The organism is Variimorphobacter sp. HTMS_6 (genome assembly GCF_059717775.1).
In genome coordinates this window covers 3,809,636-3,835,276 of the sequence record NZ_AP046094.1, presented here as the reverse complement: position 1 = coordinate 3,835,276, position 25,641 = coordinate 3,809,636, and the positions used below count along the sequence as shown (strand labels likewise).

Genomic DNA, 25,641 nt, shown 5'->3' with positions numbered 1-25,641 from the left:
ATATGCTGCGGACTTTAAGCCCTCAGGTAAAATTATAGTGTAAAATTTTACATTACCCCCTATACTGATGCCAATACAGGTACCGCTATCTTATTTAGGATTGTTTTTAAAGCCGTCCCAGCTTTGATTTGGGATAGTCTTGCTTCCGGCGACATGATGATTCGATGAGCAAGAACCGGTTCTACCAGTTTAATAATATCATCCGGGATACAATAACTCCTTCCCGACAGATAAGCCATCGCCTGTCCTGCACGAAGTAGTGCCAGTGTTGCTCTGGGGCTTGCACCAAGTAAAATATTACTGTCTCTTCTGGTCTCATGAATTATTTTTGTTGCATATGTAACCAGATCCTGATTTACCTTTACCTGCTCAACTTCCTTTTGCATCAATAATATATCAGACCCTTCCACAACCGCTTCTATCGCCTGCGTAAGCTGATGATTTAAAAATCTGTCTACCATCACCTGCTCATCACCTACATGTGGGTATCCAATGGATAATTTCATCATAAAACGATCCAACTGCGCCTCAGGCAGGTTGTAAGTACCAAGGTAGTCAACCGGATTTTGTGTTGCAATAACCATAAATGGAAGCCCAATCGGATAAGTAACCCCATCCACAGTTACCTGCTTTTCCTCCATCGCTTCTAGCAAACTTGCTTGTGTCTTAGGCGATGTTCGATTGATCTCATCCGCCAGGACAATATTGTTCATGATAGCTCCCCTGGAATATTCAAATTTACCGGTTTGCATATTATAGATTGATAACCCTGTAACATCGCTCGGGAGCGTATCTGGTGTAAACTGAATTCTTGTAAATCCACAATTTATTGTCTGTGCTAGTGTTTTAGCTAGTGTCGTCTTACCCACACCCGGTACATCCTCCAACAAAAGATGACCTCCTGCCAAAAGTGTAATTAAGGTATGCTCAATTACTTCCCGCTTTCCTACGATGATTTGTTCCATGTTATGTACCATTTTAGATAATTTAAATTGATTTTCCATAAACTCCTCCCATCTTTAGATTCAGTGGAAACCTCTCCTTTTCCACTAAACTTCCCAACACCCTTATTACTTATATAGCTTAATTATAATAAATTACCAATTTTACCGCAAGGAAATAATTACATTTATACTAACTTAACAATAATTATATACCAAAAACTACCATCGCAGCAAACTTTAACAATAAAAAACCACTTAATTTGATCTTAATTTGACAATTAATATACCTCGAAGTCAAATTAAAGATACGAAAATAAGTGGTTTTAAATCAGAAGATAACTATACTTAAGTACATCGTCATAATTTATAATTTAGCAAGCAGACCATCCAAAAGCTTGATACCGTTGTCGATTGCGATATGTTCAAAATCAGTATAGGACATATGCGCACTGTTATCAGCTTTGTCAGATATTGCTCTAATAATCAAGAACGGAATTCCGTTTAAATATGCTGTATGCGCAATTGCAGCGCCTTCCATCTCGGTACAGAATCCATCGAAGTTCTCCACGAGCCATCCCTTCTTGCCGTTATCAGATACAAATTGATCACCGCTAACTACGCGGCCAACATGTACTCCAACATTAGGGAGTACGTTCGCACATACGTCCTGCGCAAGCATCAGTAGCTGTTTATCCGCTTCAAAAATGGACTTGTCCATTCTAGGAATTTCTCCAATCCCATAGCCGAATGCAGTAGCATCCATATCATGCTGGAGTGTATCTGTTGAAAGTACAATGTCTGCAATATCTATCTCCTGTCGCAAAGAACCAGCCACACCAGTATTGATTACTGCTTCTACCTGATATAAATCAGCCAATACCTGCGTACATACCGCGGCATTCACCTTACCGATACCGCAACGAACCACAACAACATCCTTCCCCCGTAATTGCCCCTCACAAAATTCCATGGACGCAATCGTCTTTATGGTCGCCCCTTCTAGACGACTCTTTAAAATTGCAACCTCTTCATCCATTGCACCGATAATACCAATTTTCTTCATCCTGTACCTCCATCTATCCTATCATTGTCTCTTAAATATTTAAACTCAGCTGATGATGCATTAAATTATTTACTATTTACCATCAACTCTTCGATTGCCATTGTCATCAAAAGTTTTCTTTAATGCCTTCTCCACCGGAGGAATCGTAGCAATGATTGCTATGGTTTGCACTGTGACCCATATAATCATTACAATTCCCTGTACCGTTGTATCGTAATTCATAGTTATCAAACTAATTACGAGACCAATGGTAGTGAATATGATACCCATCTTTATACTGATAGAGCCGTAATATTTATTGGCAAACTCCCAGGTATCTTGATTTTTCATGGCACGAACCGTTCTGTAACCATAGATATAATTGATCTTTGTGGAAACATTTTTAAAAATCAACCCCAGAATTAATATCATAACAGGGATTAATAAATTAAATACAAATACAAATATTTTTAAGCCCATATAAAACTCCTTTGGTATATTCACATATTTTTTTAAACTAATTGGTTATTAGATCTTTCATGATTTGTTGATAGACAACATCGCAACGTCTTACACCATCCAATAGTAACGACTGTGCATTCATCTCCAACACTGACGCATATTCCCTGTTTTTCATGAGTGTAGTATTAATGAATACATTCATTGCACTGCTCTCAAGGGCACTGCGGCAAGTGGAGGCGGCTACTCCGACATCACTGATAGCAAACTTTGTTCCCCTTCTCAGCAGCTCTTCAATGATCTCAATGATTTGATGAACCTCATCTATTATCTCCATAGGTACCGAAGCGGCCGTCACAAGAGCCTCCTCCAAAATCTGATCTCGGTTCGGTTCTTCCAATGGGAGATGGTAAGCCCTCGCTAATGGCTCAAACACTTCACCGTCCTTCTGTATCAATTCTAACAGATGGCCGGATAATTTCTGCGCCCTTACTAAGATCTTCTCTAATACTAATCTGTCCTGAGAGTCCATCGGTTGCTTCAGCGTTAAATTCGCCACCATAGAGCATAATGCTATCCCCACAGCTCCAACCAATGCACTCGCTCCTCCTCCACCGGGTACCGGTGAGCCGGAGGACAATTCCGCTATAAATGTTTGAATCGTTCTATCCATATTCGTGTCCACCTTAAAACTGATTTATTCCACCAGCTCCTCTTAAGGCTGTGATAACCAATAATATTGAAAAAATGATAATTGCAAATAGAGCAAATGATGCAACAACAATAAAGTAGATACCCATACCTTTGAAGAAGCCTTTGAATTCCCGAAGCATACGATCCAAGTTGCTGTTGACCGGAATTGGCATTCGATTCATGTCTCTCGCCTCTTTTGATGCATTTACTAACTTAATCCCTAATAGGATATATAACCAACCAACTATAACTCCTATGATTGTAAGACATTCTACAACACCACCGATAATAAAGAACACACCTACTACTTTTGACCAGGTGGCTAATTGTTTCAAATTCTGATTCATCTGTTCTTCTCCTCACCTATTTCACTTTAGTACAGTCCTATTATATCAGCTTCCTAGGAATATATCATCTGCATAAATAATTAATTCTTTATCTTTTATTTATCGCATATTGAGCAATTTCAACATCCTTTTTATGCACATATAGGTAGTATTGATTCATTAACTTATGATTCAGACCAATCATGCCAACTCGCGATTGTCCACTTCCCATCATGCTTCGGATTTTATAATCATACTTAATATTTGCATCTCTAAGCTTTCCCGTCATTTCATAAAACTTTTGTGCATCCATCGTTATAAGAACTTCTTTTCTATTAAAAATAGTTATCATAATTCCCTCCATCTACCCTTTTAAAGGAAGCGTATCACTTAAACATATTCTCTGTAAAGTATAGATTACTTAAAAGCACATTAATAATTAATTAGAACCTTCCATCCATTCTCTTATATCTCTTCTCCTATGAATTTTGCAAGGAAAGCATTGCAAAAAACAGAGGCTTGATATACAATGTACTCGATTAAGAGTGCCCTAGATGATTCAACTCTCATAAAATATAAAGAACAAAAGGAAAGGGATATAATATGACATATAAACCAGCCGGCGTCTGTAGCCGTGAAATAAAGTTTGACATTGATGAAACCAGTGGAGTAATCAACAAAGTAGAATTTATCGGAGGCTGTGCAGGTAATGCCAGCGGTCTTTCCAGTCTACTGATTGGAATGAAGGTGGATGAAGTAATTTCCCGCTTAGATGGTATCCAATGTGGTTTTAGACCTACTTCTTGCCCGGATCAATTAGCAAAAGCTTTAAAGGAATGGAGGCAAAATGCATGAAGCGCATCGTTTTAACCGGAGGTGGAACCGCCGGACATGTGACCCCTTGTATCGCTTTATTACCCGAGCTTAAAAATGCAGATTATGACATTCAGTACATCGGTTCCTATGACGGTATCGAGAAAAAATTAATTGAAGAATATCAGATTCCTTACCACGGTATCTCCTCTGGTAAGTTACGAAGATATTTTGATCCTAAGAATTTCTCTGATCCCTTTAAGGTTGTTAAGGGATATTTTGAAGCAAGTAAATTATTGAAGAAATTAAAACCTGATGTTGTGTTTTCGAAGGGTGGATTCGTAACCGTTCCTGTTGTACTCGCAGCAAAAAAACATAAAATTCCGGTAATCATCCATGAATCTGATATGACTCCCGGACTGGCTAATAAACTGGCACTGCCCTCTGCAACGAAGGTATGTGCAAACTTTCCTGAAACCGTGAAGTACCTTCCTGAGCAGAAGGCAGTACTTACAGGTACTCCGATTCGTAAAGAATTATTCACCGGCAATCGCATCAAAGGACTTGACTTCTGTGGTTTTTCTGCCAATAAGCCAGTTATCTTAATTATCGGAGGAAGTACCGGTTCTAGAGCGATTAATGATGCAATTCGAAGCATTCTTCCTGACCTTCTGCTGGATTATCAGGTGATTCATCTATGTGGTAAGGGCAATCTGGAGGAGTCCTTAAACCATACGGTCGGATATGTTCAATATGAATACATTAAGGGCGAGCTTAGAGATCTGTTTGCTGCAGCTGACATTGCAATCTCCCGAGCAGGAGCAAATGCAATCTGCGAGTTGCTTGCATTAAGAAAGCCAAATATCTTAATTCCTCTGCCTGCAGCTTCTAGCCGAGGCGATCAGATTCTAAATGCACAGTCCTTTGAGAAACAAGGCTTTTCCCTTGTTTTGAATGAGGAGAATGTAACACCGGCTTCGTTGATGGAATCCATCAAAGCGGTTATGGAGAAAAAAGAGGAATATATCACTGCTATGAATAAGAGTGAATTAAATAATGCGATTGATACGATAATCAAACTGATCAAAGAAGTATCAAGTAAATAAAGATTCGTTTATTAATAGGCTTTCTTCCATGTATTAGTTCATAAGAATATTTGTTTCGCAATTCATAGTGATAAGCAATTCCGCATATATGAATCTTAACTTTATTCTCAAGGCTTTCGATCGCCTGATCATAATGTAAATTTACACAAAAGGGTCATGATAAAATAACTTTGTTAAATAAAGTTATCATCATGACCCTTTTATTAGCTTTTATAATTAATTTATTGGGGGAATTACTTATTTGGGTGTAACTCGAATAGCTGCTTCACCTTTCACTGCACAGCATTTCTCACAGGATCCACAACCAATGCACAGCTCGGTATGAACAATAGGCCTATTCTGTTCGTCGTATTTTACTGCTCCGGTTGGGCATTGCTCCATACAGATTAAGCACAACTTGTTCTGATCCCATACTAGGCATCTATCTTTGTACAGAACCGCCTTGCCCATATGCACCTGTTCAAATTCCACCTTTTTTATCGCACCCGTTGGACATACTTCATGGCAGGAAAAGCATAAACAGCAACTTGCTTCACGTGGTTTGATATAAGGCGTTCCATAGGTTTCTATCCCATTCTCAAGACCCATTGGCTTTAAAGCCTTATTCGGGCATACCTTCATACATCTTCCACAACGATTACATACGGATGCGAATGTCTCCTCTGATATGGAGCCAGGTGGACGTAAAACTTTTTTCATCGCAAACACCGTCTTCTCCCCCAGAACAACCGCTGCGGCGAATAACCCTGCAGCAGAAAACTTGAGGAACTGACGCCTTGAATGTACTTGCTCCCTTTTTTTTTCAGTGGTTTTCTTCTTTGAATTAAACTTAGTATCAGACTTAGCTTCCGCTCTACTTTTCTTAAAACTTAATAATTTAAACTCGATTGCATTGGTTTTACATGCCCTTTTACAATCACCGCACACAATGCAGTTATCTTTACTTATTCCTGTATCTACCGGATCGGCTCCTACGGAGCAAGCTTTTGTACATTTTGAGCAATGAACGCAGCCTTCCGTGGCTTGGTATCTGAACAAACGATTATGGCTAAAAACAGATAGTAGTAAACCTGTCGGGCATATAACCGAGCACCATATTCTAGAGAATACGATTGTTAGTATAATAACAATTATTAGCAGCCACGGAATTTTACCCATAAGACTCTTCACTATCCCGTCGCTAAACAATGCAAAAGGTGTTAGCATGTATGCTACATTGATTCCGAAGATAAATAAAAGGAATAGGAATATCAACCATACATATCGATATGGCTGTACACGCTTTATTAACCACAATTTTAGTTTTTCTATTCTTCTAAATCTTAATTTTCCGGTTATAAAACGAATTGCTTTATCAATAATCATAAGTAGCGTACCAAACGGACAGAACCAACCGCAGAATACTCTTCCAAGGACGAACACGGAGGCTATTGTAATCAATGACAGCGCGGTCCATACCGGAATATTACCCTGTGCGCGTATATAATTAATTAACCCCCATGGATCAAGCCAGGAAAATTTTTTTAAGATATCAGCATGCCCTTCCAGTGGATAAAATAGGTTTGTAAACAAATATACGTAAAAAGCCAGTATTATGAATTGAACTGTATACCGAACTATAGTAATTAACCTTTGCTTCATTACAATATCCTCCCGTTTTATTGTGACTGTTTCCGTTTTCTCTTTTTGTCCACAAACGCAGCTATAAGGATACTTATTTCATAAAGTAATATCATTGGTAAGGATAGTAAAATCTGTGATAGAATATCAGGAGGTGTAAGTACAGCGGCAAAGACTAGTATAATAAGAATTGCGTAGGCTCGTTTTTTCCTCATAAAACCTGGTTTAATCAAACCAATATAGCTGAAGAAATATGTTATCAATGGGATTTGAAATATTAATCCAAACGGAAGTAAAAAGCTTAAAACAAAGGATATATATCTGCTTGCCGATATCATTGTAGCAAATCCCTTATTATAATCAATTAAAAATGTATGTAATCCAATCCCCAGAACATATAAATACCCAAGCATAATTCCTGAGATAAATAATACGAGTGAGAGTGAAAAATATATTAAGAACACTTTCATTTCACTCTTATATAGTGCGGGTAATACAAACCAGATTATCTGCCATAAGATGATAGGCGCGGATAGAATGATTCCTCCAATACATGCGAGCTTTAGCTGAATCATAAACCCTTCCGCAACACCGGTAAGCACTACATCTTTGCCAATATGGCGAATCGGATCAAATACTATGGACATCAAGGTATCATCCAGCAAAAAGTAGCAAACGAGTGCACCCGTCAAAAAGGCAAGCAGAGAGATTATTATACCCTGCCGCAACTCTTTCAAGTGTTGCATCATGGTCTCATTTTTCATCATCATTCAAACTATCCTTAATTGTTTTTTCTGATTTTCTTAAGGCTTCCTTAAACTCACCGATACTTTTCCCCAATGATTTCCCAACCTCAGGAAGCTTCCCCGGTCCAAAAATCACGAGAGCAACAAGTAGAATTAAAACTAACTCCATCACACCAATATTTCCAAACATGATATCACCTCTTTCACACTTTTTGCACTTTTATCTTCTTTAGATCGATCTGACCTAAACCAAGACTATATGCGATTGATAAGCATCTTATATCCATAGGATTTAACTCAAACAAATCCGCTGCATATGCATCAACTGCGACAGGATCTACTCCGAAGATAACCTGATTCCACTCTTTAATAGCACCGGGACCAATCGGGCCATTTTCCGTAATCCCTCTTATTGCATCCATAATAATAAGATCCGGTTTGCGGTAAGCCGTAAGTTCTGCGATTCCTTGCTCTAAATCGGAGCTGTGAAAATGCTCTCGATCCCAAACCAATCCCATCATATTTTTTAATCCCATCGTAACCCTCGTTACATTATGATGCTTTAATACTGGCATATTAATTAATACATCTGCATCCAGTACATCCTTTGAGTACAATGTATCCTTTAGGACAACACCGCCCATATTTACTTCTTTGTAAAACTTTTTCATGTCTATGCAATATGCTTTTCCACCGGCCTTCTCCACTGCATCTTGAATACCACTCTTGTTGAGACAGATTGGACTCATAAAAGGAAAATCAATTACCTTAACTTCTTTTGCACCGGCTTTAAAACACTCTTTCACAACCGCCCCAACCAGTTCAGGATTTGTTGTAGCTGCTTCTTCCGGACTTCGGATAACACTAAAATTGGGTTTTATCACTACTATGTTTCCCTTTTTCACTACTTTACCGAGTCCTCCGATTGCTTTTAATCCATTTTGAATCAAGCTTTTCGGATCATTTCCATGGGCAACCACTAATTCACTTACTGTTTTCACCACAGGCTGAGTTGGTTTCGGAGTCGGTATACCAGTTGGTACACTCGTAGGGGTTATGGTTGGTGTTAACTTGGCATCTGATTGGTTAAATACTTTACAGCCTGATAATCCCAATGATATGATTCCTGCGCCGGCATAGCCGATAAATTGCCTTCTATTGATCTTTTTATCCACTCCACTATTCTCCTCTCACTATTTCAATCTTACCTTTAATATTGTTTCCCGCATCTAAATCACTGAATTTCACTAATACACAAAACTCTCCCTCCAACCCCTTATAGACTGTGGATTGGCAATTAGGATATCCCATAATATAACCCCTTAATGGCTGATATCGTATATCAGTGTCGGCTTTTATACTATCTTTTTTAATAAAATCGACGTACATACTCTGTGTGTTATCAGAGGTTATATCATATTTAATAACATCTCCCGCTTTTAGTACGTAAGATCCATCGATATAAGCAAGCTGTCCCTTCTCAAGAGATTTCACGTCCACATTAATAATTTGCGTCGTTTTAGAGTCATCCAGAATATTGGAGCCGTACACTGTTCCGGAGCCAAGAACTAGAACAAATATTAGGCACAGCACGATGAGTGCGGCACTTTTTTTGGTTGTATCCATGATATGAACTAGCCTGGTCTTGATTACCTTTTCCTTACTGTAGAAATCAGTCGATAACGCTGTATGTAAATTGTTCCCTTTTCTTATTGCTCCGATTAAGGTCTCTCCGTACCTCTTTCGTTGTGTAAAATCAGTTCTTTTTATTAATAATTCGTCACAGGAGATTTCACATTGAACCTCAATGGATTTTGCAACATAATAGATTAGCGGATTGAACCAGTGAATCGCTGTACTTAATAGTACGATAGCTTTATACCACAAATCTTTTCTTTTTAAATGATACAGTTCATGCCTAAGTATAAAGTCCAGTTCATCATAGGATATTTTCACAGATGGCATTAAGATGGTTGGTTTAAAAAATCCAATCATCATCGGACTGGCAATTGTGGGGCATGTTTTTATAGCCACCTTATGTTTTATTCCGATTTCATGCTTGAGCTGTGATAAGTGATGTAACAATTCCGGGTCCTCAACATCATTGCTCCATCTCTTTACGATTTTAAGGAACTGTGCATGCCTCCAGATCTGGAAACCAATTACACCCACAGCAATCACTGCCCATATGATGATCATAATCAGCATAACGGAAATATGAGATATGCTATTTGATTGGCTTGGAAGATTGCAGAGCTGTTGATTATATATCTTATAATCCCCTTGTAACTGTTGCGTCTTTGGCATAATTGAAGTCATGAAGATTGAGCCGATATATGGTCGAAATGGCATAATCCATCCGATGATTACCATAAGCCATATATAATATAGCCATTTTGCTGAGTATCGCTTTCTAAGATATGGAAGTACTCCCAAGTATATTAATGATATTACTGACATTACTACTGAACAACTTAGCATCGTAGATAAAAATCGGCTCATATTATTCCCTCTTTTCTTTTAGCCACTTCTCCAACTCATCCAAATCTTTCTCACTTAATTTTTTGTCTTTATACAAAGTAGCAAACAGACTAAATAATGAATTCGAGTGAAACCTCTTTAAAAAATCATTCGATTCGAACTTTAAATAATCCTCTCTTTGAACAATCGGAAAATAGGTTAACTCTTTCCCTTTTTTCTCTTTTCTAATAAAACCCCTTTTTTCTAATCTTGTTAACAAGGTAATGATCGTTTGTGCCTTCCATTCCTTTTCTTTCCCCAATTGTTCCATAACCGTTCCGGTAAAAATAGGTGGTTCATTTGACCAAACAACTTTCATTATTTCAAATTCAGAATCAGGCAGTTTTTTTAGTTCTCTCATATCAGTCTCCATTCTGCTGGCACCCACTAATGGTACATCAGCACACATTTATAGTGCAGATACTCTTAATACTCCACACTTACTTTGTCATTTTCTACATTTGTGTTATACATATTTTACAACTGTCTTAAATCAATGTCAATACCATATATTAACATTTTATATAAAAATAGCGTATAATTATTATCTTCCTGAGAATCCCTCATACGCTTGTTGCACATAGAGCTACAAACCTTCTCAATATGATAATAATCACACGCTAATTATGATATAAAATTATATATGTAATAAGGGTTGCCACACATCTGTGTGACAACCCTGGGTATTTGGTTTATTTATATTCTTTCTGCGATTGCTGCTGCTAAGGACTCTGCCTCACCCTCATCATACTTACCTTGATTCCAGGTTATCTGAACCTTATCACTATTATATCTTGGAATTACATGCATATGGAAATGGAACACGGTTTGACCTGCAGCTTCTCCGTTATTCTGAAGAATGTTGATGCCGTCGCAATTTAATTCATCTTTTACAGCAATAGCAATTTTTTTTGCTACCCCAAGTGCTTTTGCCGATATCTCCTCATCTAGCTCAAACAGATTTTGATAGTGTTTTTTCGGCAAAATAATTACATGTCCCTTCGCCGCAGGGAATATATCCATAATTGCCTTAAAATCATTATCCTCGTATACGGTTGAAGAAGGAATCTCTCCCGCTATTATTTTACAAAAGATACAATTACTCATTGTGTTAATAACCTCCTATGTCACTTTTTGTAGCAATGTTAAGATTGCATAATTTTCCATAATTTGATACTATCTATTTGTTGGGTCAATGTCAACACCGTAATACTATTTATTTAATTTTACTGCAGGAATTATTCTTGCGTTATACAAATCGACATACTTTTTCGATTTGTATGGAGGAAAAAGGGGGTTACATTATGTTTTCTGAATTTAACAATGATGCTCTAGCATGTATGGTCAAAGCGAATCCTGATTTTGAAAATGTCATTAAAAATATGATAGACGAGAATAAGAAGACGACCTCCATGTTTGTACACGAACTTCGTAATCCCTTGGCGTTGCTTAAGGGAACAGTTCAATATATAGAGCAAAAGCATCCGGAGGCAAGGGAGTATAAATACTGGGATCAGCTCCAGGATTTATTAAATGATATGGAACATATCATGGCAGATGCTTCTCAATTAAATATCTGTAATTATATACATAAAGAAAGCACCAACTTATTACAATTAATTCAAAATGTTATCGACAGCTTTATGCCACAGGCTCTCACTCAGGGCGTTTCTCTATCTCTATCCATTAGTCCTGACTGTGAAGAATACTTTGAGGATTATGCATGTGACAGTGTTAAGATGAAACAGGTCTTTTCTAATCTGGTTAAGAATGCATTAGAAGCAACTGATTCAGGGAATTTCATAAGAGTGCATTTGTCCTATCAAGAAGGAGAATGCCCTGCTCCTTCTAAGCTATTGATTCAGATTGGAAATAATGGTTCTCCAATCCCGGAAGATGAGATCTCCAATATCTTTACTCCATTTGTCACGTACAAAAAAGGCGGTACCGGCATCGGACTAGCTCTGGTTAAGAAAGTGATTGACCTTCACTACGGAAGTATCTGTGTGGAATCGGATGAAGATTTAACCTCATTTTCCATATTGTTGCCCTTGTAGTTTGAAAAAATCAAAGTGCCATAAGTAACTTTCTTAAACAAGCGAAGTGCACGTAACCAGAAATCTAATAATTGCTTTCAACACACTAATAAATCTTAATTGGTATAAAATAAAGCATGGCGAATTACTATTCTTATTAAGAGAAAACCGTCTCAACTTACAGGTAGCGGCTCTTGTTTGAATCGTATATGCCATGCTTTTATAATGATTATTTTATTTACTATTTATCGTTCTATAATATATTGAATTGGAATACCTGATCAAAGGTTCGCAAGGTCTTAAAATTACCTTTTGCAGTTAATTCACCGGACATGAATGCCCCTTGAAATGTAATACGACCCAGCACAAGTCTGTTCATCATCGCGTGTGTGGTTTTAGCGATAACATCCGCGTCTGCTTTCTCACCATAATAGCATTTGAGACGTTTTCCGTTCACCTCAATAATAAGGGTTTTCTTCGCATCCGTTAATGTAATTGCATAAGAAGCGATAAAATCATCCACCGGTTGGAAATTATCCTTTAGATTCTTAATAAAATCCTGATCGCTCTCTGTACTGTTGCTATCCATCATGTCCTTAAAGAGCTGTGTAAGCTCCTCGATATCTTCCTTCTGCTTCTTTACATATGCATCATCTGACACATACATGGACAGCTGCTCACTCTCCTGAGGGGTCAGCACAATCGTATTATTTAATACATTCTGTCGAATCACAGAATGACTTGTCGGTAACATCTTACTCTTCTGATTTATAGTACGGTAAAAAGCTTCTGCCTCCTTCTCAATAATCTTTGCATATTCCGGGCTGGTTTCAAACTCCACATGGCTTTCTACATAAGCACTTACACCATTGCAAGGAATTCCTCCAAGCACTTCCCAGGCTTTAATCAGTGTAGTCTCCGCATCTCGTTCACCCACCGTATTCGCCATAACAATCGGCAGCATATATTGCTTGCTTAGCTTTTCCTTATCCGCATACAACCAACATGCATCTAAAAAGTTGGTCATCAAGCCACCAATACCCATCCACTCCACAGTCGTTGCAAGGATTACACCATCCGCTTCCTTCAAGGTTTTCGGCAGCATGGAGATTGCATTCTTCTCTTCATACAGATTAATTCTTGTCACCTGTACCCGAAGTTCTTCCAATACTGACGTAAATTTGCTAATTACATAGAGTGTTGGATCTTCAATCAAACCCCTGCCACCGTAATAGATATTAATCTTCATTCTACAATCTCTCCTCCTGCTGTTTACTTACAGTATTTTTACTCACGAACTCACTTTGTTATAGGTCTCTTTTCGATAAAGAAGAAGTGCCAATAAAAAGCCTGCAATGAATCCACCGACATGAGCCGCTTGATCAATCTGGGCATCAATAACTCCGTTATAAATATTTAAAGCGGTAAATATTATCACCTGTACGGCACTAATTCCATTATGGTATCCACGGTGAATCAGGATAATATATAATAGCGCCCCTACCACACCGAAGATTGCTCCCGATGCTCCGATTCCCATCGATGTATGTTGCGCAATCGTTACAGCATGCTCCTGCCACATATTATACCCGAAGGAAGCCAACCCCGCAAGGATGCCAGAGCCAAAATAAATCAAAATATACTTAAATCTTCCAAGGGTTCGTTCCAGGCTTGCTCCCAGGAATAATAAAACTAACATATTTCCAAAAATATGTTCTAAATTCGCATGCATAAACATCGCCGTAAGGAATCGATAATACTCATGGTAATTCACTACGAAGTACCAGGACAGTGCGCCCTTAACATACATTTCGGTTGGCGTTCCAAACGCATTCGTATAGTGAGTGACGATATAGATTACGATGTTAAGAGCAATTAGTATCGTCGTGACTAATGTAAACTGAGATGCCCAGAAGGCTTTTCCCTGTTTCTGTTCATATGGCGAATTCGAATAATTGCTACCGGTTTCGTCGGGGTTGTATGCACTTCCTGCACTTCCTGCACTTGCTGTATTTTCTGCATTACCAGAACTCATGCCTTGCTCCTGTTGTTCTAACTCAAGAAGCTGTTCGATCATCTTATCAAGCCCCGAAAAGTTAATCGCTTGCGTTTCATAAATCATAAGTCGATAGCGATATAAATCCACAATCCAATGACTATCATTCATATCCGAGGAACACAAATGCTTTACCTTATCCGGGTTAAGCGTAAGAATAAGACTAAGCAGTCTCACCGGAAGGTTATAGTTCTGCTGAAAATTCTCTTTGATTTGCTTTAGGATATGGGTATATTGTTCCTGTGTAATCTCATCCCCATGCATCGATTGAACAACGGATAATATGGATACTCCAATTTCCTCCACTCGATAATACAGATACACACCCTGTGCGTTCGAATTCAATCTCTGAAATCCTGCTCCGGTTAAATTATCATTTAATTTATCTTCAAACATTGTATAATTCCTTTTCTTAAAAGTATAACATATTCTTATGTCAATATATTAACCTGATTTATAAAACTTTCATTCAATCCCTAAGTATAATAATATGTTTATTATATTTTATCATAGGATACTTTTGTCAATAACCTCATAATTAAAGTTTTATAAAGAATTGCGAAATCGATATATAAGCAGACCTATAAACCTATCTATAAATCAAGCTATCGACTCACACTTTCATTTAGATGAATTACTAACAACTTACTCTTCCCAGGCGAAAGAGCGGGTTACCGCCTTCTTCCATCCCTTAATCAGCCTGTCACGCTTTGATGTGTCCATATTCGATGCGTAGATTTTCTCCAAAGACCAATTTGCTTTAATCTCTTCCTTATCCCTCCAAAAACCAACTGCCAATCCGGCAAGATATGCTGCACCAAGTGCCGTCGTCTCAATACACTCCGGTTTTAATACATTCGTATTTAATATATCCGATTGAAACTGCATCAGGAATCTATTTGCACAGGCTCCGCCATCCACCCTTAAGGATTTCAGTGAATTGCCTGAGTCTGCCTCCATTGAGCGGATTACATCATGAGCCTGATAAGCAATCGCTTCCAGAGTAGCGCGTATAATATGATCTTTATTGCATCCTCGGGTGATTCCTACGATCGTACCTCTCGCATACTGATCCCAATGAGGTGCGCCAAGTCCGGCAAATGCAGGAACGACATATACACCATTCGTATCCTCCACATTAAGTGCACATTTTTCACTGTCTGCTGCAGTACGAATCAGCTGTAGTTCATCCCTAAGCCACTGAATCGCAGCTCCGGCTACGAATACACTGCCCTCAAGGGCATACTGTGGCTTCTCCTGCGTACTTGCTGCCAGTGTAGTCAATAATCCATGCTTTGATTCAATCGCCAAATTACCGGTATTCATAAGCAGAAAACATCCGGTTCCATACGTAATCTTAACCTCTCCCTCTGTAAAGCAGCACTGTCCAAACAAAGCAGCTTGCTGATCGCCTGCTGCTCCAGCTATCGCAATCTCTTCCCCAAACAGACTTCTATCCGTATATCCATAGATACAGCTGGAGGGTTTCACTTCGGGAAGCATCGTTCTTGGTATGTTCAACTCCTGTAATATCTTCTCATCCCAGGTTAATTCCTTAATATCATAAAGCATGGTTCGCGAAGCATTCGTATAATCCGTGATAAAGGTCTTTCCCTTCGTCAGATTCCAGATAATCCAGCTGTCCACTGTTCCAAATATCAGGTCTCCTGCATCTGCTCCCTCTCTGGCTCCCGGTACATGATCCAGAATCCACTTAATCTTCGTTCCAGAAAAGTAAGCATCCGGTATTAGTCCGGTTCTGTCCTTAATATATTCATCAAAGCCCTTCGCCTTCAGCTCATCGATTATATCAGAGGTTCTTCTGCACTGCCATACAATTGCATTATAGATGGGATGTCCAGTTTTCTTATCCCACACAATCGTGGTCTCTCTCTGATTCGTGATTCCAATCGAAGCAATCTCCTCTGCTCTAATCCCTGACTTCGCCATCGCTTCGGTGGCAACAGATATCTGGGTGGACCAGATCTCCATCGGATCATGTTCCACCCAGCCGGGTTTCGGATATATTTGAGTAAATTCCTTCTGTGCGACGCTCTTCATTTTTCCCTGTCTGTCAAAAATAATACATCTTGAGCTGGTCGTTCCCTGATCTAGCGCCATTATGTATTGTTTCATTCTGCTATCCTCTTTTCAAATTATTTCATATCCTTCGTATTATGTATGTACTGCTTAAAAAGCCTTAACAATGGTAACCGCTATCATATAAATTGAGGTTAGTGCCAGTATAGACACTAAGAACAATAATAAGCCATATAAGACTCTCGCTATGTACTTATCTTCCCTTTTTTTCTTCAATATGTTGATAATATTGAATATCATCATCCCTGAGAAAAGCAATAAAAGGATTCCTTTGATTACCACATTACCAACCCATATGGAAAATGCAAGAAGCAAAGCTAAAATAACTGTCTGAGTTATATCATAACGTTTCATCATAAGAATACCTCCAATCGTCGGGGAACTTTCTTTTTCTACCTTTATTTTACCACCTTTGTCCCATCCATTACAAGCTGATTATATAGTGGTGAGGAGTGCATCCGACCACTATTCGGTGCCTTAATATGACAAGAAGTTTCCCTATTCAAGAGAAATCTTCCTGTCACTACATAATATGATGAAAAAGCTCAGCAGGGAATCTGGGGGTATAGAAGCTGCTGAGCTCGGGGCGCCTAACTGTACGTTAATCTTTATTTATATTTATTTTATTATCAAATCCTCTTTGGATTTGATAGATTGATAATCGTTTTTTCTCTATACTCGCTCAATCCTATACTTAATGTTTGCAAACATCACCTCATCTTCTAATTGAAGCTCCTTCCTTTGATAAGGCATTAGAACTTCACCGTTCACAAAGGTTCCGTTTGTAGAGTTGAGATCCGCGATATAATACTGATTCTCCTCCGTAAAGATTTTGGCATGATATCTACTAATCACCTCATTTTCCAGACAGTAATCCACATCTTTCTTTACTTTACCCACAAAAAAGGGGATAGCATTTAGGACAATCGGTTGATAAAGTGTATCATCTTCCGGATTAAGGACAATCTGAGGCTCTTGGGTGTCTGCAAATCCACTCTCACCCTCTTCATCGACCTCTTCTTGAATGGGATTTAACAAGCAGGTCGGATTATCCTCTTCAAAGCCGAGAATAATATTATCACTATAACTTATGCCTTTACTTATATACTTTTTATGATTTTTAGGGGTTGGATTGAGGGTAATATTAGAGTTATTCTGGATGGCCTGTTTCCCCGAATACTTTACATCAATCTTTTCAATTTCCTTATTCTCCCCAGATAGTAGCTTCTCTTCGTTTTGATAGCTGATATCTTTTTGTTTCGGCTGAGCAAAACTCTTATTCGTCTGTGTGTAGCTCTTACTTGATTCCTTCTGAATCGTTCCTGAATTTATTTGGCTTTGTTCGAATACTGCGCTCTTTTGATCTACTTTCATCCTATTCATCTCGCTACCGGTTCGTGTGATCCCCCTGGGATCGACATACTCATGATGGATTACAATCTTCGATAATCTATTCTTTTTCTCCCAGATCAATTTGAGAAGATAGCTTTCAGAACATAGAAAAATTAAAACTATCGCTAATAATTTTGTGGTGTCCAGTCTATTGCCAAAGGAATTATATAGTATCCCCGACATCAAGAAACCAATGAACAGAATACAACAGGCTAATACACTTGCACCTGTAAGCAAATAAGTCTTTAGTGGGTAATATAATACTTCTTTTTCACTTTCTAGTTTCTCCGACATGACTGGAATGTTCTTTTCTGCATTAACCTCTCGCTTCCTAGATTGCTTCTGAAAACTCTTATGTATATTCTTTTGGTCCTTTTCTCCAGTTTTCGCCTTTATAACTTCTTCTACATCATGTTGTTTGTAATCATCAATATTCTCCTTGTTATGCTCATTGTAGTCATCAATATTCTCATTACAATTCTGACTTGAAATTTCTTGATTTATCTCCTCTTGCACTTCCGGTAATGAGCGCTCAAATTTCTTATAAGTTAAAGCTTGAATTAGATGATCGATTGTATATCCGTCTTCCTTGCTTAATGCATATAATCGGTACACTAGCAAGACTGCTTCCTTGTCGTTATAATCTACCTTATTCATCAGATATTCTAAGAATAATACAATTTGTTCCTTAAGACTTTTATTAAGTCCCGGAAAGAAGCATAAAACCGGTTTATTTGTTGATAAGTCCAGATAAATATATTCCGGCTCCAGTAGAAAATCATTTTCCGATAGAAGATATTCATATGCTGTTTGTATAATGATGAATATCTGCCTAAACATGCCCTCTATCATCTCATAGGATAGGCGTACCTTTTCATACATTACCGACATGGATTGCTTTGAAGAGATATCATAATATAAATAGGTTTTATTATCCATAATTCTCTGATTCAAGGTAAGAAATCCTTCCAGCTTCTGATGCTCCAATACCTTTGTACTGTAGTCTTCCCGATGTAAGGAATCATCCGTAATAACCAGATAATTATGCCTTAAGTCCTTTTTATACTCTATGTTCATCCTATACGTACCTCCCGTCTAACTATTTTAATATCTGCTTTAATTTATCCTGTAGCTGCCGGACTCCCTTAACTTTTGATCCCGTTTCCAATATTACCTCCATGCATCGTATTGTTTCTGCTGGGTTATGTATGGAATAGTCCTCACTTATCACCGTTAATGAATAAGGTCGAAATAGTTGCTTTATAAATGGTATCGGAATTTCTGAATGAGCAGAAACCACTGCGGTGACTTTATTATGGTTAGCATTCACCTGAATCTCTTTCACTCTCAAAAGATATAACTTATCGGCTAATTGCTTTATAATTAACTTTTTTACTGCTTCCTCCTTGGATGTCAATGTATCCGCTAACAGGTAAAACACACCCCTGTTACTAATGTTTCTATAATCAACTTTCCCTGTTACCAGATCTGATCTATGTTTAAAATAAAATTCAGCCTTTTGTAAGGATGTATCAGTGACCGTCTGAATCCGATTTTTATCCTGCAGATAAAAAGATAGATAAATTAATGCAAAGATACATAACAATACGAATGGCATAACAAAGGAAGCCTCCACCGTAATTGATCCATTTATAGTCGAATGCACCGAAACAAGGGAACGATCCCGCTTAACATAATTCATTTTATGATATCTTTGATTTCTTTCCATCACTATTACCTCATTTCCTATGGATTTGAAAAGAACATAAATAGATAAGCTATGAATAAAAAGGGAACAAACGGTATGGATTTTTTTCTGTCCGCAAGACGGAAGGTAAGAAGACCGATTGAAATAACAGCTGCGAGTGTTAGTGCGATCGCAAACAGTTCAAGATTACCCCAAAATCCCAATCCAAGCCCAGTAACACAGAGTAATATTCCATCCCCTAAACCAATTTTGCCTGAAGTTGCAATACTTACTACAATGATTACTGCGCCGATGGAAAACCCGGCAAGTCGATCTAATAATTCATATGACTGACAAAAGGGTACACAGGCAATGATAAGTAATGCACCAGTTATAATAAACCATAGATAAATCTTTTTCTTAAGCATATCCTGAATTCCACATAAGAATATCATAACCATTAAAACCCATTGTATTGATAGCTCAGCCATTGTTTTTCCTTCTTTCTACTAGCATAATTTATGATAGATACCTATCTCAACTAAAACAATAATTCTGGCACATTACTTTATTTCATTTCTCAAATCTTATTTTATATTACTTCTATTTCTTATTTCCCACATCTGGAGCAAGGTTTCCTGGTTCCAACCTGAGATATTGGAATTTTCTTTACCGTTCTCTTCAAACCGGAGCAACCTCTCGTGGTATGATACCTTGTGCCGTCCGATGTTATGTAGAATACTCCACCATTTACTGTGCCACCTTTACAGCAAGTTTCACAGGGATAATATTTTGCTCCATTAACATTTCGTAAATCAGTAGGAATGCCGATTACTTCTCGAATGGACAGTTTAATATGGGAGCATTCCAGTGTTTTATGGTATACCGTACCGGTCTCTGTAATATATACCATCTCTTCTTCTCCGGGCTGGTTAGTACCATATGCCAGTGCGACAGAATATCCCGTCCAAGCCCTAAGTCGAACTCTTTGCAACATATTCATATCGCCTATATGAATAATTCTTAGTGGAAGATTTACTTTGTATTGTAATACAATATCTACTATATTCTCATCATTGAGAATACTGGAATATGAGAAACTAATTCCATGAAACCCTCCCTTAATACAGGAGTGATTGAAGCGATCCTTATCCATATATCTTCGTGCATAAAGAGACAGGCTACTTTCACTTACAAACTTGTTGGATTCATCCGTGAGCATGGAATTTATCTCTTCAGGTAACACCGTTTTATCAAAATCCAATACCTCTGAAAGATCGGGGAAATCCTGGTAAAAATACGCAGCTTTAGATATATCAAGACCCATCTTTGTTGCGGATGACTGAAGTTGCTCCTGAATGGTAAATATCTGAATAAAATACAGAAAAGCAATCATAAAATACAGAAAAATTGGCGTAACTAATGCCGCTTCTACGGTTAATGCTCCGCTATAAGTCTGTCTGTATTGTAGAAATCTCCTATTTTGTTTTGAAAATATTCCATTTAACTTATTTATCATTTTAATCATAGTCGTTTCATTTCCGGTTCAAGGTTAATAGTTCACGTATAACCGAATATACAGTATGTAGTTATAATTTGATGGACTGGGATGTCCGTTCTTCCAAAGAAAAGGTGTATTATTTCATATCAGCAAATGATTTCTTGGAGAGTTTTTATCGTTATTTTTAGGATTTTTTATTTAGGCAGAAGAGCGGACATCCCAGTCCATCAAGGATCTTATATACTTAATAGCTGTTTGATAATTTTGTAGAAAAGCGAAAACCCGATTCCCTATTCCTGAACATATTACCAACTGAATTTAAGCTGATAAACTTGGCGGGTATTACAATATCCGCCTTCACATCAAATCCAAACAAACAATGATTTATCTGAAACCCAGGTGAATCATAACGAAGTTTAATATCCTCCTGTATCAGATCCATTGCATGGTAGGTTAAGTCTTGTTTATTTTTTAGAAACAGAAAAATATTAAGATAATCCTGATAAGCTAAACTAAACTCCTTCGAATCCGGAATCGATTTTGCTTTGTTTTGTAGAAATGTTCGATTAATTAAAAATATCTCAGGTAATTGCAGAACAACCTTCTTTTTTAGTACTGGAATATCTTTTCCCATCATCATCATTGCACATACATCGAGTAATGCCTCAGCTATGGCCCACGCCAATAATATCACTGCTTGAACGATACCGATTAATATCGGCAGCCCGGTAAACCCAACCAGAGCTGCTGCCAATGCCCTCGCTTCATTTCTCTTCGTACTGTTTCCAGATATACTCACAAAGTCCATGACTGCTCGCAGCATCGTAATTCTCATGATTACCGAGGATAGATTTTTTGCATCGGATGAATTCTCACATAGAAGATATTCTTGTTCATAGGTGAGCGCAGAGGGCTTCCTATCTTTCTCACTTGTATTATACGTATAGAAATGTTCCTTCATATAATCCAAATACAAAAACTTTTCCGCTACATTATTAACAGCCCCTGTAAGGACTGTACTAAAATCACTGTTTGCTCCTAAACTCCCAAATACTTCTCCTAATCCCGAGGAATCCTCCTTTGTTGATATCTTATCAAAAAAATCAGTGAATACGCCTGTGTAATCCCTGTTATCTCTCGACATCTCAACGATATCCGAGGGTAATGCACTCTCAGCAAGCTTTTTCTCCGATATGTCCTCCGGATTAATGACCAGTGTAGAGATACCCTTTTTCAATAGATTGTTGATGCCATCAATTGGATTATCCATATGTGCTTTTTTATCCAGAACCAGTGTGCTATAATCCAGTTTTAATCCTTTTATCTTATAACTTTTAAGCGCTGTTATTGATAATCCGGCACTCGCCTTAGCATCTGTATACTCCTGATTGGATAACTGCGTCTGTTCCTTCGCTAATAATTCCTTCACATTATTTACTACCTCAAGATTATCATTAAGAATCTTCTTCATATTCTTAAAATCATAACCATTACCACCGTTACCCACATACTTATCAAGTTCTTTATAGTTTTGTTCCAAACCAGAAAATGTATCTTGATCCAGGCTTTCCTTCTGACTATATAAATATGTCTTATATTTCTGCAATATCGGCTTTGCTACTTCTGTCTTTACAACAAGAGTGTCCACGCAAGTTATCGCTTCTTGGATCACTGGTTTAACCTTCTTGAATAATACTTCTAGCTTTTCTTCCCTATCTTCTATACCCTGAAGAAGCTTTTTCTTATTGTCCTTATGCTCCTCTAGTTGATTTTCTATATCTTTTTTGCTATTTTTAAAATCCGTCAACTCATTATTTAGTCTAGATACCTCGATTGCATTCTCTCTTGTTTTACTGTCCATATCTTCAATAAGCTTTATTTCATTCTTTTTCTTTAAGATTTCATCCTCTAGCTCACTACACTTTATTTCTTTGCCATCGATTAGACCCTGTTCCTTCTCTACTTCTCCAACCTCTTTGCTTATCGTCTCAAAATCTTTTTTCGGATTGCAATATAAGCTCTTTACTGCCTGATATACCTCTTTCTGATTAATCTCCAAGTTTTTCATAGATACTTTAGAAGAACATATCTTTTTAACAAAGTAATCTACGGAGGATAATTTACCCTTGCTAGTCACTTCGATACCACTTTTGCTTGTCTTTAGCCCATCCAGCAATTCCATCAATTCTAGTATGCCTTTATCAATCTCAACCAGTTCTTCCTCCACTGATTGCTTCTTCTCATACACATAACTGAGTTTCTCAGGCTCCTCTAGAAGCGAGAATTTATCCAATATAAGCTCTGCTCCTTTGCCTAACTCTTTATATTTCATATATTCTACAGCTTCATTGATAAACAAAGTCCCCTGATAATCCATAAGCGATGTCTCATTTTCAACCGTTAAATCACCCATCTCAATCGGATAAAAATTATAATAATCTTTCGAATTAATTCTGGTTAAGCCTTCTGTCGGTTGGAAAGTATGGCTCATATAACCATATAGCTTGTCTTCTATTCCCTTCTTCATTGATAGCTCGTCATTTTGATTTGAATAGTAGCCAAAGACATGGTATTCATCCCAGAGGGGCTTATAATATTCTGCCAACAGAGAATCCGTCGCTGTCATCAATGCACGCTCCGCAAATGCTCTCGTTGTATTCACTCTTGCTCCCTCAATAATAGTTAGAAGTAAGGAGAGAATTAGAATTAGGACAAGGCTCATAAATACCGTAATCGTTCCCTCTTCTTTTTGTTTCATCATTTCTTTCAGTAAACACTCCCCCTCTCTTTAACATACCGAATACACTAATTTATATATCTCATGTTATGATTTTATATTACTAATACTTATCTCTTCGTTTATTCCGTCAGCATTCCCATTAATAGAGTTGAATGCATTCTGCACTATCTCGGTAATCTGATTCCTAAATATCAATACTAGCCCGATAACTATTACCAGAATTAATATGATTTCAATCACTCCAATTCCATCTAACTCTACTGTTGAGGCTTTCTTAAATAACGTTTTGATACGGTTTTTCACTTTACTACCCCTTTCCCTTTCTTGTTAATTAAGTACTTTGTTCCAAACTTTTTATCCTTTAAAAGACCAGAATGCTGGAATCATAATGATAAGAAACACAAGAATTAGTAACATCATCATTGGCATCAATAGCTTCGTCCCAGCTTCTTCACCTAGGCGCTTCGCATTTTGCTTTCGTAATTCAAATGCATCTTCTGCCTCTTTCATTAATAACTCCGTAAATCCTCTCGTTCCCTTTTTTAGGTTCTGATTGATTAAGGAGCAAAATTTAATATATCGAATAGATCCAACTCGCCTTCCGAACTGCTCATAAGCGACCTGCTCCGTAATTCCTAATTTTAATTCATTCATCGTTGTTATCATCTCTTCATAAGCAAATCTTCTCTGATATGATTTTAAGTCAGACTTTTCTCTATAATCTTCTATAATCTTACTCCATGCCTGTTTTACCGTCATTCCCGCATTTACTAAGAGTGTGAATTTGTTAATAATCTCGGGGTAATCTAGTTCCATCTGATCTTTACGCTTTTTCATACTATTTTCTAACTCTTTATCTGCAATCAACCAGGCTATAACGGAAGCCATCACACCTAGAAGCAACCAATTTATAGTATTACCTTTCTCTTTGTCCTTCCAATTCAATCGATAACCCTCAACCTCATTTGGTAGCCTTAGATAATCCATTCCTATTGTGTCCTTCGCATAGCTTTTTAGCTTTTCAACTAAACCATTCTCTACAAGCTGCTCTTTGGTATACTCTCTGGGCATGATTATAAAATCCCACCTATATTCCTTTTTCTCCTCTTGAAGTGATAGCACAGAAGTGACCGTCACTTTCTTTCCTTCCGAACTAATCTTTTCATTATGGATTTGACCGTCCGCCTGAATCAAAGAATAGTCCGATGGCCTCCATTCAATTGTGATAGACGTCTTTGGTATCTGACTTATTAGGTTTAAGTTCGTATAAACTTTATTAAAGGATTTATTCTCACCTAATATACTGCCCTTTAGGTAGGTGTATGCATCTTCAAATAGCTGTTCTTTCTCCTTTAAACTATAGGCCTGTTCCCTTATGGTAATCCCTATATCTTTTGATTTTGGATCCTCCGATCCTTGTAAGTTCTTTCCTTTGCTCTCCTTCTCCATGGTAACATTCAGTTCTACACTCTTACTTCCTTTTCCCGGATCAGGTCTTAAGATGTACTCACCATTAATTAGTTCGGAGCCACTGCTTGCCAGCTGTGCTACCATGGATAAGACGTTAAATAGGATTACAATGGCAATTACAGTGGATATTCTGTCATACCAGTATACCTTGGATATCTCCTCTTTTTTTAAGTCACTGTTAAGTACTTTCATCATCTCTTGCTTTCGTTCACTTTGCTTTATCCATCGATCCGGTTTTACCCTCACTAGGATCCACTCTGCGAACGGAAACAAAAAATATAGCTTATGCTTTTTCTTATCATAATTAAATTGACCACTCTTTGCTCTCAAAAAACAAAAAGTACTTAGCATAACCAAGGATACTATTACTATAATATTTATTACGAACAA

General features: G+C 37.7%; 27 protein-coding genes. 3 read left to right on the top strand and 24 right to left on the bottom strand.

The window, feature by feature from the left end:
• Positions 1 to 59: 59 nt before the first annotated feature.
• The 6 genes from AC6IWN_RS17310 to AC6IWN_RS17285 form a co-directional block, all read right to left on the bottom strand.
• Positions 60 to 1,004: an AAA family ATPase gene (locus AC6IWN_RS17310; RefSeq protein ID WP_497989132.1), complete on the bottom strand. Its 945-nt coding sequence runs from the start codon at positions 1,002 to 1,004 to the stop codon at positions 60 to 62.
• A gap of 304 nt (positions 1,005 to 1,308) precedes the next feature.
• The gene (locus AC6IWN_RS17305; protein WP_497989130.1) at positions 1,309 to 2,007 is read right to left on the bottom strand and encodes a 5'-methylthioadenosine/adenosylhomocysteine nucleosidase; all 699 of its coding nucleotides are present in this window, start codon (positions 2,005 to 2,007) and stop codon (positions 1,309 to 1,311) included.
• Between the two features lie 72 nt (positions 2,008 to 2,079).
• The gene (locus AC6IWN_RS17300) at positions 2,080 to 2,466 is read right to left on the bottom strand and encodes an SdpI family protein (RefSeq protein ID WP_497989128.1); all 387 of its coding nucleotides are present in this window, start codon (positions 2,464 to 2,466) and stop codon (positions 2,080 to 2,082) included.
• Between the two features lie 37 nt (positions 2,467 to 2,503).
• Positions 2,504 to 3,118 carry a cyclodeaminase/cyclohydrolase family protein gene (locus tag AC6IWN_RS17295; RefSeq protein ID WP_497989126.1) on the bottom strand — a complete coding sequence of 205 codons (615 nt, stop codon included), beginning with the start codon at positions 3,116 to 3,118 and terminating at the stop codon, positions 2,504 to 2,506.
• A gap of 13 nt (positions 3,119 to 3,131) precedes the next feature.
• Entirely contained in the window at positions 3,132 to 3,485 is a 354-nt protein-coding gene (locus AC6IWN_RS17290; protein WP_497989124.1) for a DUF5362 family protein, read from the bottom strand.
• Positions 3,486 to 3,573: 88 nt separating this feature from the next.
• The gene (locus tag AC6IWN_RS17285; protein WP_497989123.1) at positions 3,574 to 3,816 is read right to left on the bottom strand and encodes a hypothetical protein; all 243 of its coding nucleotides are present in this window, start codon (positions 3,814 to 3,816) and stop codon (positions 3,574 to 3,576) included.
• A gap of 251 nt (positions 3,817 to 4,067) precedes the next feature.
• On the opposite strand from AC6IWN_RS17285, the gene AC6IWN_RS17280 reads away from it, so the two are divergent.
• Positions 4,068 to 4,319 carry a TIGR03905 family TSCPD domain-containing protein gene (locus tag AC6IWN_RS17280; protein WP_497989121.1) on the top strand — a complete coding sequence of 84 codons (252 nt, stop codon included), beginning with the start codon at positions 4,068 to 4,070 and terminating at the stop codon, positions 4,317 to 4,319.
• The gene (gene murG, locus AC6IWN_RS17275) at positions 4,316 to 5,383 is read left to right on the top strand and encodes an undecaprenyldiphospho-muramoylpentapeptide beta-N-acetylglucosaminyltransferase (protein WP_497989119.1); all 1,068 of its coding nucleotides are present in this window, start codon (positions 4,316 to 4,318) and stop codon (positions 5,381 to 5,383) included. Before AC6IWN_RS17280 ends, murG begins: the two co-directional genes overlap by 4 nt.
• 237 nt (positions 5,384 to 5,620) lie before the next feature.
• On the opposite strand, the gene AC6IWN_RS17270 is transcribed toward murG, so the two are convergent.
• The 7 genes from AC6IWN_RS17270 to AC6IWN_RS17240 form a co-directional block, all read right to left on the bottom strand.
• Positions 5,621 to 7,024: a 4Fe-4S dicluster domain-containing protein gene (locus AC6IWN_RS17270; RefSeq protein WP_497989117.1), complete on the bottom strand. Its 1,404-nt coding sequence runs from the start codon at positions 7,022 to 7,024 to the stop codon at positions 5,621 to 5,623.
• Between the two features lie 17 nt (positions 7,025 to 7,041).
• A complete protein-coding gene (gene tatC, locus AC6IWN_RS17265; protein ID WP_497989115.1) occupies positions 7,042 to 7,773 on the bottom strand; it encodes a twin-arginine translocase subunit TatC in 732 nt (243 codons plus the stop codon).
• On the bottom strand, positions 7,757 to 7,939 hold the full coding sequence (tatA, locus tag AC6IWN_RS17260) for a twin-arginine translocase TatA/TatE family subunit (RefSeq protein WP_497989113.1): 183 nt from the start codon (positions 7,937 to 7,939) through the stop codon (positions 7,757 to 7,759). Before tatA ends, tatC begins: the two co-directional genes overlap by 17 nt.
• Positions 7,940 to 7,952: 13 nt before the next feature.
• Entirely contained in the window at positions 7,953 to 8,924 is a 972-nt protein-coding gene (locus AC6IWN_RS17255) for a DUF362 domain-containing protein (protein WP_497989111.1), read from the bottom strand.
• Between the two features lie 4 nt (positions 8,925 to 8,928).
• The gene (locus AC6IWN_RS17250; protein ID WP_497989109.1) at positions 8,929 to 10,251 is read right to left on the bottom strand and encodes a M56 family metallopeptidase; all 1,323 of its coding nucleotides are present in this window, start codon (positions 10,249 to 10,251) and stop codon (positions 8,929 to 8,931) included.
• A 1-nt stretch (position 10,252) separates the two neighbouring features.
• Positions 10,253 to 10,630: a BlaI/MecI/CopY family transcriptional regulator gene (locus AC6IWN_RS17245; protein ID WP_497989107.1), complete on the bottom strand. Its 378-nt coding sequence runs from the start codon at positions 10,628 to 10,630 to the stop codon at positions 10,253 to 10,255.
• 335 nt (positions 10,631 to 10,965) lie between these two features.
• Positions 10,966 to 11,376, bottom strand: coding sequence for an HIT family protein (locus AC6IWN_RS17240; RefSeq protein ID WP_497989105.1), 411 nt, complete (start codon positions 11,374 to 11,376; stop codon positions 10,966 to 10,968).
• Between the two features lie 197 nt (positions 11,377 to 11,573).
• Here AC6IWN_RS17240 and AC6IWN_RS17235 point away from each other — a divergent pair, with 197 nt between their 5' ends.
• A complete protein-coding gene (locus AC6IWN_RS17235) occupies positions 11,574 to 12,326 on the top strand; it encodes an ATP-binding protein (protein ID WP_497989103.1) in 753 nt (250 codons plus the stop codon).
• A 232-nt stretch (positions 12,327 to 12,558) separates the two neighbouring features.
• Here the strand turns inward: AC6IWN_RS17235 and AC6IWN_RS17230 are convergent, their stop codons facing one another.
• From AC6IWN_RS17230 to AC6IWN_RS17180, 11 genes are all read right to left on the bottom strand, one after another.
• Entirely contained in the window at positions 12,559 to 13,554 is a 996-nt protein-coding gene (locus tag AC6IWN_RS17230) for an SCP2 sterol-binding domain-containing protein (protein WP_497989101.1), read from the bottom strand.
• Positions 13,555 to 13,596: 42 nt separating this feature from the next.
• Positions 13,597 to 14,757, bottom strand: a complete 1,161-nt coding sequence (locus AC6IWN_RS17225; protein ID WP_497989099.1) for a rhomboid family intramembrane serine protease — start codon at positions 14,755 to 14,757, stop codon at positions 13,597 to 13,599.
• A gap of 249 nt (positions 14,758 to 15,006) precedes the next feature.
• Complete coding sequence (glpK, locus tag AC6IWN_RS17220; RefSeq protein ID WP_497989097.1) at positions 15,007 to 16,497, bottom strand: glycerol kinase GlpK; 1,491 nt, start codon at positions 16,495 to 16,497, stop codon at positions 15,007 to 15,009.
• A 54-nt stretch (positions 16,498 to 16,551) separates the two neighbouring features.
• A complete protein-coding gene (locus tag AC6IWN_RS17215) occupies positions 16,552 to 16,818 on the bottom strand; it encodes a hypothetical protein (protein ID WP_497989096.1) in 267 nt (88 codons plus the stop codon).
• 315 nt (positions 16,819 to 17,133) lie between these two features.
• Positions 17,134 to 18,930 (bottom strand): DUF6382 domain-containing protein, encoded by a 1,797-nt coding sequence (locus AC6IWN_RS17210; protein WP_497989094.1) that lies wholly within the window; start codon positions 18,928 to 18,930, stop codon positions 17,134 to 17,136.
• Positions 18,931 to 18,952: 22 nt separating this feature from the next.
• On the bottom strand, positions 18,953 to 19,582 hold the full coding sequence (locus tag AC6IWN_RS17205) for a TadE family protein (RefSeq protein WP_497989092.1): 630 nt from the start codon (positions 19,580 to 19,582) through the stop codon (positions 18,953 to 18,955).
• A 17-nt stretch (positions 19,583 to 19,599) separates the two neighbouring features.
• Positions 19,600 to 20,031 (bottom strand): A24 family peptidase, encoded by a 432-nt coding sequence (locus AC6IWN_RS17200; RefSeq protein ID WP_497989091.1) that lies wholly within the window; start codon positions 20,029 to 20,031, stop codon positions 19,600 to 19,602.
• Between the two features lie 119 nt (positions 20,032 to 20,150).
• Positions 20,151 to 21,068 (bottom strand): TadE/TadG family type IV pilus assembly protein, encoded by a 918-nt coding sequence (locus AC6IWN_RS17195; protein ID WP_497989089.1) that lies wholly within the window; start codon positions 21,066 to 21,068, stop codon positions 20,151 to 20,153.
• Between the two features lie 217 nt (positions 21,069 to 21,285).
• Entirely contained in the window at positions 21,286 to 23,802 is a 2,517-nt protein-coding gene (locus tag AC6IWN_RS17190; RefSeq protein WP_497989087.1) for a DUF5702 domain-containing protein, read from the bottom strand.
• 63 nt (positions 23,803 to 23,865) lie between these two features.
• Positions 23,866 to 24,084: a Flp1 family type IVb pilin gene (locus AC6IWN_RS17185; RefSeq protein ID WP_497989085.1), complete on the bottom strand. Its 219-nt coding sequence runs from the start codon at positions 24,082 to 24,084 to the stop codon at positions 23,866 to 23,868.
• 51 nt (positions 24,085 to 24,135) lie between these two features.
• On the bottom strand, positions 24,136 to 25,641 hold the full coding sequence (locus tag AC6IWN_RS17180) for a type II secretion system F family protein (protein WP_497989083.1): 1,506 nt from the start codon (positions 25,639 to 25,641) through the stop codon (positions 24,136 to 24,138).